Raw genomic sequence first — 8,004 nt, forward strand, 5'->3', positions numbered from 1 at the left:
AACGGCGCCGGCAAGCGTGTCCCGCGGCTGCCGGGCGAGCGTGCCGAGGTGGTCCAGGGAGTTGGCCAGTTCGGCAAGGAATCGATCGGGCGACATGGGGGGAGCCTAACGCGACGCCGGGGCAATCCGCGGCCCGGGCCGGAATGCTGGGGCCATTCCGCGCGCCGGCAAGTAGGCACTCGGGCGCGCCCTAGGACGGTGCAAGTAGCACTCGGAAGAAAACGGGAATCGCCGCCGAAAAGTCGAGTAGCCTCCACTCGCGCGCTCATCACCCCCCGCTTCTAGGCTCCAAAGTACTGGGTTAATAAAGTCAATGTATTGGTCAGGATCGGGTCTCAGCCATGCATGATCAAACAGAATCTTGGGTGTTGTCCGGCCATTTTCAGGGCCGTCGGCGCAGTGGACGGAGGGGTGGGCCACCGCATCTCCGGAAGCACCGGGCGGCCAAAATCCACGCAACGTCGCCCCGAAACCGCGGGTGGTCCCGGGGCGCGTGGGCATCGCTGCTGTCGGCAACGCTCGCCCTCGCCGGGCTGTCCGTCGGCGGGGCCGCCGTCGCGGACGTGGGGACCATCGCGCACGATTCCCTGCGGACCGGGTGGGACCGCGACGAGCCCGGGCTTTCGCCGTCGGCGGTGGCATCATCGAATTTCGGCAAACTGTTCTCCTCAACCGTGGACGGGCAGGTCTACGCCCAGCCGCTCGTAGTCGGCACCACCGTTATTGCCGCGACGGAAAACAACGCCGTCTACGGGCTGGACAGCGCCACAGGCGCGGCAAAGTGGACGCGCAAACTCGGGCCGGCGTGGCCGGCGTCGACGGTGGGGTGCGGTGACCTCACTCCCAACATCGGAATCACGTCCACTCCGGTCTACGACCCGGCCACGAAGAGCGTCTACCTGCTGGCCAAGACGAATGACGGGGCAAGCAAGCTTTTCCCGCACTGGTACATGCACGCCCTGGACGTGGCGACCGGCGCAGAGAAACCCGGATTCCCCGTCACGATCCAAGGCAGCCCGACAAATGACCCTGCCCGGCCGTTCAACCCGATGACGGCGATGCAGCGCCCAGGGCTGCTGCTCTTGAACGGGGTCGTATATGCCGGATTTGCCAGCCACTGCGACTACACCCCCTTCGTCGGCTACGTCGTCGGCGTATCGACCGCCGGCCGGCAGACGACGATGTGGGCCACCGAATCAGGCAACGCCAACGCGGAGGGCGGAATCTGGCAATCCGGCGGAGGACTGGTGTCCGACGGTGCCGCGAACATCCTGCTCACCACGGGAAACGGCATTTCCCCTAAGCCGGGCCCGGGAACGCAGCCCCCCACCACCTTGGCGGAGGCGGTGGTCCGGCTCAAGGTCGGCAGTGACGGCAACCTGAAAGCCACCGACTTCTTCAGCCCGGCCGACAACGCGAAGCTGAACCGAAACGACGCCGATCTGGGCTCCGGCGCTCCCGTCGCGATCCCGGACGGCTATGGCACAGCTGCACACCCGCACCTGCTGGCCCAAATCGGCAAAGACGGCACCATGTACCTGCTGGACCGGGACAACCTGGGGGGCATGGCGCAGGGTGCCGGCGGCACCGACGCCGTCCTGGACAAAGCCGGTCCGTACAGCGGAGTGTGGGGAAAACCCGCGTTTCTCGGGACCAGCAACGGTGGCTACGTTTACGTTGTCGAAAGCAACGGGTACCTTCGCGCCTTCAAGCTCGTGCCTGGCACCACGGGCGGGGTCAGCCTCGCCGCCGTCGGGACCTCCGCGGGCACGTTCGGGTTCAGCTCCGGTTCGCCGGTGGTGACGTCCTCCGGCGAAGACGGGTCCTCCGCCCTGGTCTGGGTGGTCTACGTCACCGGAGGCACCGGGGCCGGCGCCGAACTGCGCGCCTACCGTGCAATGCCGGACAGTACCGGGAACCTCAAAGAAGTGTTTAGCGCCCCACTGGGAATAGGGGCCAAGTTCTCCTCGGTGGCCACTGATAAGGGCCGCGTCTACGTGGGCACCCGGGATGGGCACGTCCTGGGCTTCGGCGCCCCGACAACATCGGCGGTAGGGGCAAAGAACACCGACCTCGGTACCGCCGCGGTAGGGACAACCGTGAACGGGAGCGTGACAATCACCGCATCGCGGGCTGTAACGGTGAACTCCATTTCGGCAAGCGCCCCGTTCAGGATCGGAACCACGCTCACGCTGCCCCGGAATCTGGCCAAGGGCGCAAGCATGACGGTGCCCGTGGCCTTCTCGCCGACCGTTCCGGGCCAGGCCGATGGCACCCTGACGGTCAAAACGGCCGACGGCGAGACCGACCTCCTTGGCGTCCACGGCGTCGGCACGAAGGAGGGCCTGGGTGCGACTCCGGCCATAGTCCAGTTCACCGACGTTCCGACACAAACGGTCAGCCGGCAGACGGTCAACATCGTCAACACGGGCACAACCATCGCCAAGATCACCAGTGTCACGCTGCCGGCCAACGCACAGCTCCGCGTCGACCCCGCCACGTTGCCGGGCATCGGGCAGAGCATCCAGCCCCTCGCGTCGGTGGCGGTGTCCATGACGTTCAGTCCCACCTCGGCGAGTCCGGTGACAGATACGCTCGTAGTCGCCAGTGACCGAGGGAAGGTGACCGTCAAGGTGGCCGCGACCGCAGTTTCAGGCCAAGCGCACCTGGAGATGCCGCGCTCTTTGGACTTCGGTGACGTCCCCGCCGGGACGTCGGTTACGCGGGCTTTCGAGATCAAGAACACCGGCAACATCCCACTGACCATCACGAAGGCGAAAGCGCCGCAGGGCGTCTTCTCCACTGCGAATCCCATCTCCGAGGGCTTGAAAATTCCCGCCGGTGAAACCGCATACCAGACCGTAACCTTCGCACCCACGGCCGTCGGGCAGGCCGGGACTTCCGAAACGTACTACCTGATCACGGCGGACGACGGCCAAGCTGCTCAGAAGGTCATGCTCACCGGGAACGGTACCGATGACCCCATCGCTGCCTACGGATGGAAGATTAATGCCGGCCGCCCCGGGTCGAGCCTCGGCCGGTCACTGACCGCGGAGTACGCCGTCGGCGTGGGCAAATGCCAGGACTACACCAGAGGAGTGATCTGCTGGTCACCCAAGACCGGGGCCCATGCAGTCCTGAATGAGATCTACAAGCGTTACAAGGCCGAAGGCGGCGCCGGAGGTCCCTTCGGCTTCCCGACCTCTGACGAGAAGGTGTCGCCAGACAAGGTGGGGCGGTACAGCGACTTCTCTGGTGCGGGCGGGACCTCTATCTACTATTCACTGACCACTGGGGCGCACTCCGTGACTGGTGCGATCCGGTCCAAATGGAGAGCACTCGGCGCGGAGACAGGACCGCTGGGCTATCCAATCACCGACGAGAAGCGGACGCCGGACGGGGTGGGGCGGTACAACCACTTCTCGGGTGCCGGCGGGGCATCGATTTACTGGTCTCCGACAACCAGGGCGCACTCGGTGACGGGTGCGGTCCGCGCCAAGTGGGCGTCCCTGGGCTGGGAGACCGGGCTTGGCTATCCGACTTCCGACACTACGGCGTCGGCGGACGGGGTGGGGCACTACAGCCACTTCTCAGGTGCAAGTGGAAACTCGATCTTCTGGTCGCCGACGACGGGGGCGCACTTTGTCTTAGGTGCCATCCGCTCCAAATGGGCGGCACTTGGCTGGGAGACCGGCCCGCTGCGTTACCCGATCACGGACGAGAAGGGCACCCCGGATAAAGTGGGGCGCTACAACCACTTCTCCGGTTCGGCATCGATCTACTGGACGCCGACTACCCTGGCGCACCCGGTGACCGGTGCGATCCGGTCTAAGTGGGCGTCACTTGGCTGGGAGACGAGCCGGCTGGGATATCCCACAAGCGATTCCTACACGGTATCCGTCGGTCGGGCAACGGATTTCCAACATGGGCGGCTGACGTGGAACGCAACAATGAAGAAGGTCGTCGGATAGGCAACGCGCGGACCAACCCGGACGTGGTGCGTTGGGCCTCACCAGGCCGGCCCTCAGTGTAGGACCCTTGCCGGACATCTGACTTCGGAGGAGGATGATCGGCACACTGAGGAGGCCCGCCATGGCCCAGCTTGGCAAGTTTGAGAAGTACCTGATTGAGGAATTCTTCGACGACTACCGCTCCGGCGCCATGAGCCAGCACACGTTCACGCGCCGGGTGGCGTTCATCACCGGCAGCATGGCGGCGGCCTCGGCAGCGATGCTCCTGGTGGGCTGCACGCCCGAGGAGGTTCCCCGCAGTACCGATCCCATGCCGACACCGACGTCGTCCGCGCCGGGGTCCGGCACCGCGTCCGCGGGCGTGGTGCCGGGGGCCAAGAGCCCGTTGTCGGTCCCGGAGGGGGCGGCCGGACTCACGACGGCGACCGTGCAATTCGCTTCGGGCGGCACCGACATCAGTGGCTATCTCGCACGGCCCGATCACGGGGCCGCCGGGCCGGCCGTGCTGGTCTGCCACGAGAACCGCGGGCTGACACCGCATATCCAGGATGTGGCGCGCCGCTTCGCCAAAGCCGGGTACGCCGCACTGGCCCTGGACCTGCTGAGCAGGGAAGGCGGTACCGCGGGCATGGACCCGGACGCCGTCCCGGGAGCACTGACCCAGGCCGGGGCGCAGCGTCACGTTTCCGACTTCACGGCCGGCTTTGACTACCTGAACGCCCAGGACTTCGTTGATCACGGGCGGATCGCCATGAACGGCTTCTGCTTCGGTGGCGGCATCACATGGCAGTCGGCGACGGCGATCCCGGGCCTGTTGGCGACCTCGGCGTTCTACGGACCCGCACCTGACCTGGACAAGGTCCCGGCCATCAAGGCGGCCGTCTTCGGCGTCTACGCCGAACTGGACCAGCGGATCACCGGCGCCATGCCGGCGCTCCGGGATGCCTTGGCCAAAACTGATGTCCGGAACGAGCTCAAGATCTATCCCGGCGTGGACCACGCCTTCCACAACGACACCGGGCCGCGCTACAACCAGGAGCAGGCCACGGCCGCATGGAACGACACGCTCGCCTGGTTTGGCAAGTACGTGTGAAGGCAAGTTTGTCTGAAGCATGGCCCGGACATGTCCCGACCGGATGGAGACACGATGTTCGCAAACCGCAGGACCGCGGCGTTGAGCGCTGCAGGCGCCTTGGCCCTTGCCGGGTGTGGTGCCGCACCAGTGTCCAGGGAACGGGCGCCGGCGATAGACCGTGCGGCCGCCGTGACGGCCGGGACGCAAGCCACCGTCTCCGACGGCACCCAGGCCGCCGTCGTCCACGGCTGGGGACCGGTGGTGGCCGGGGACGAATTTAATTATGCAGGGCCGCCTGACCCCGCGAAATGGAAGGTCTACGCGGGCCCTGGGCACGCGGGCAAGGGGATCCGGAGTCCGAATGCGATTGCAGTAGGCGGCGGCGTCGTGACCCTCAGCGGCGACGCGGCAGGCACCACGGGCGGAATGTCCGCCAGGTTTGCCAATCAGCAGTACGGCCGCTGGGAGGCCAGGATGAAAACGAGTGTCCGGGATCTGCAATACCATCCGGTCCTGATCCTGTGGCCGAACAACAACACTTCACCCACGTGCGCCGAGGTCGACTATGCGGAAGGCACTGCGAACACCACTCTGATCCGGTTCAACCTGCACCACGCCTGCAGCGGACCGGGCTTCCAGACCCGGGCGGCCCGGCCGCTCGACACGACGCAATGGCACAACTATGCAGTCGAGTGGACCCCCGCCGGAATTACCGGATACCTCGATGGGTCCTTGTGGTTTGTGGACACGAACCCGGCGCATCAGCCCACGGTAGGCATGCACCAAACGGTGCAACTGGACTGGTTTCCCAACGGGACGCCCACCAAACCCAGCCAGATGCAGGTCGACTGGATCCGCGTTTACAAGTGAGCGTTGCGCTTACTCGCCCGAGGCACATTCCGGCCGGAACGGGCCGCCGGCCTCCGACGCCCCTTCGCGGTGCCCGTCCAAAGCCTTCAACGCCGCAAGGTGCTCCAGCAGGGCCCGTTCCGGTTGTCCGGGATGGGCAGCCAGCTGCTGGCGCAGCAGTTCCCGTGCGCGGGCTTGTTCCGGGGCACTGTCGTCGAGGGCGGCGTCAATGATTCTGGCGGCCTGATGTCGGATTCCGGCGGCCGATGCGGCATGTTCCGCACCGGATACCAGGTTCTCGGGATCCTGTTCTTCGAGGCGTCCTGGAGTGGACGACGGCTCCACCGACATGGCTGTTCCTTTGGTCATCGTTCCGGCTGAGTCCGGAACCGGCCTGCCGCCTTCCCCCAATCCCGGGTACTGTACCCGGGTCCTAAGACGGGCCACCGTGACAAACGTACAACGGCGCCGGGCCGCCAACCCCACACGGAAGCGAAGTTTTCGCCAAGTTTCATGCACAAGGCGCCGTGCCGCTGCCCGCGGAATGCTAACGGCGGCCGGCGCCACGGGGCGTATCCGCTGCAGCGCTTGTGTTGGTCATCTGCCCGAAAAGACGCGGAAATACTCGCCGGGTAGCCTCGCATCAACGAATCCGTTCGAAAGGTAGTACGCCATGCGTGTTGGACTGATCCGGGTGATGACGACGTCGGACCGACGCCTGCGCCACGCCCACGGGAAACTCCTCCAGGAAGCATTCGGATTTACCGTCACATCCCGCTGTATTCCGGACCAGCCGTCCGGCGTCTACGACCAGGCGTCGCTCGAATCTGCGGCCCCCAAGGTTGTCCGGCTGGCGAGGGACATGGCGGGGGATGCTGACGCCCTGATTATCAGCTGTGCCTCCGACCCCGGGCTGGCCGCCACCCGGGCAGCCGTGGATATCCCGGTCATCGGGGCGGGCTCCGCAGCCGCGGCCGCGGCTCTGACCTTCGGCGGCCGGATTGGGGTTTTGGGTCTCGGCGCACACGTACCGGGCCCGATCTCGGATGCACTGGGCGAACGCATGCTGCTCATTGACGGGCAGGGGCGGATCGAAACACCCGACGCGTTCCTCATGCCTGCCGGGATTTTCGACGCCCTCGCCGCGGCCCACATGCTGGTTGACGCCGGCGCCGACATGATCGTCCAGGCCAGCACGGGCCTGAGCAGCATCGGCATGGCGGACGTGCTCCGCCGCCGGCTCGGGGTTCCGGTGATCGACGCCGTGACGGCGGCCGGTTCGATGCTGGTCTCAGCGGTAGCCGCCCGGGACCTTCAAGGGGTTTGAGTCCTGCCGCCTGTGGCGGCGCGTCCTCGGGCAACACCAAGGCAGCCCCGCGCCGCAGTACGGCGCGGGGCTGCCTGGCAATTTGCCGGTCCTACTTGTAGACGCGGACCCAGTCGACCTGCATCTGTGAAGGCTTGGTGGCCGACCCGTCGGGGAACCAGTCCAGCTGCAGTGTCTGGTGCATGCCCACGGAGGGCAGGTGCGCGGGGTTCGTGTCGGAGAAGGTCTTCACGCCGTCGATGTAACCGGTGATGCCGGCCGGGGTCCACTCCACTGCGTAGTTGTGCCACTGGGTGGTGTCGATCGTCTTGGCCGCCGTGGTCTGGAAGTTCGAGCCGCCGCAGGCATAGTGCAGGAAGAACTTGATCTGTGCGGTGTTGGTGCTGCCCTCGGCGTAGTCGATCTCGGCGCAGTTGGGGGAGGTGTTGTTGTTGGGCCACAGGATCAGCACGGGGTGGTACTCCGGGTCCCGGGCGTTGGTCCGCATGCGCGTCTCCCACTTGCCGTACTTCTGCTGGGCAAATTTGGCCGACATGCCGCCCGTGGTGCCGGCCGAGTCGCCGCTGACCGTGGCCACGCCATTGGCAACCGACCAGGCCTGCGGGCTCCTGACACCGTTGCCGGCATGTCCGGATCCCTTGAAGACGCTCCACTTGGTGGAGTCGGGGGCGCCGGCCTTGGAGAACTCGTCACCCGCGACAACCGCACCCCAGCCCCGTGCCGTGGCGGCCTGGGAACCGTCGCCGGTCGCGGCGACGGCGGCCTGGGCAGCGACGGGCGCC

6 protein-coding genes are annotated in these 8,004 nt (G+C 66.4%); 4 read left to right on the forward strand and 2 right to left on the reverse strand.

What is annotated here, in order from left to right; all coding sequences use genetic code 11:
* Positions 1 to 563: 563 nt before the first annotated feature.
* The 3 genes from Y706_RS24205 to Y706_RS0107800 all read left to right on the forward strand — a co-directional run bounded on the left by Y706_RS24205 (position 564) and on the right by Y706_RS0107800 (position 5,916).
* The gene (locus tag Y706_RS24205; protein WP_052355034.1) at positions 564 to 3,971 is read left to right on the forward strand and encodes a choice-of-anchor D domain-containing protein; all 3,408 of its coding nucleotides are present in this window, start codon (positions 564 to 566) and stop codon (positions 3,969 to 3,971) included.
* 121 nt (positions 3,972 to 4,092) lie between these two features.
* Entirely contained in the window at positions 4,093 to 5,064 is a 972-nt protein-coding gene (locus tag Y706_RS0107795) for a dienelactone hydrolase family protein (protein ID WP_028276156.1), read from the forward strand.
* A 54-nt stretch (positions 5,065 to 5,118) separates the two neighbouring features.
* Positions 5,119 to 5,916 carry a glycoside hydrolase family 16 protein gene (locus Y706_RS0107800; RefSeq protein ID WP_253906719.1) on the forward strand — a complete coding sequence of 266 codons (798 nt, stop codon included), beginning with the start codon at positions 5,119 to 5,121 and terminating at the stop codon, positions 5,914 to 5,916.
* Positions 5,917 to 5,925: 9 nt separating this feature from the next.
* Here Y706_RS0107800 and Y706_RS24215 read toward each other — a convergent pair whose 3' ends face one another.
* Positions 5,926 to 6,264: a hypothetical protein gene (locus tag Y706_RS24215; protein ID WP_156945089.1), complete on the reverse strand. Its 339-nt coding sequence runs from the start codon at positions 6,262 to 6,264 to the stop codon at positions 5,926 to 5,928.
* A gap of 304 nt (positions 6,265 to 6,568) precedes the next feature.
* Here Y706_RS24215 and Y706_RS0107810 point away from each other — a divergent pair, with 304 nt between their 5' ends.
* A complete protein-coding gene (locus Y706_RS0107810; protein WP_028276158.1) occupies positions 6,569 to 7,222 on the forward strand; it encodes an aspartate/glutamate racemase family protein in 654 nt (217 codons plus the stop codon).
* 91 nt (positions 7,223 to 7,313) lie between these two features.
* Here Y706_RS0107810 and Y706_RS24220 read toward each other — a convergent pair.
* Positions 7,314 to 8,004: glycoside hydrolase family 16 protein (locus Y706_RS24220; RefSeq protein WP_043435382.1), on the reverse strand; the 691-nt coding region annotated here is incomplete at its 5' end.

The sequence above is a fragment of the Arthrobacter sp. I3 genome (assembly GCF_000520575.1).
Taxonomy (GTDB): domain Bacteria; phylum Actinomycetota; class Actinomycetes; order Actinomycetales; family Micrococcaceae; genus Arthrobacter; species Arthrobacter humicola_A.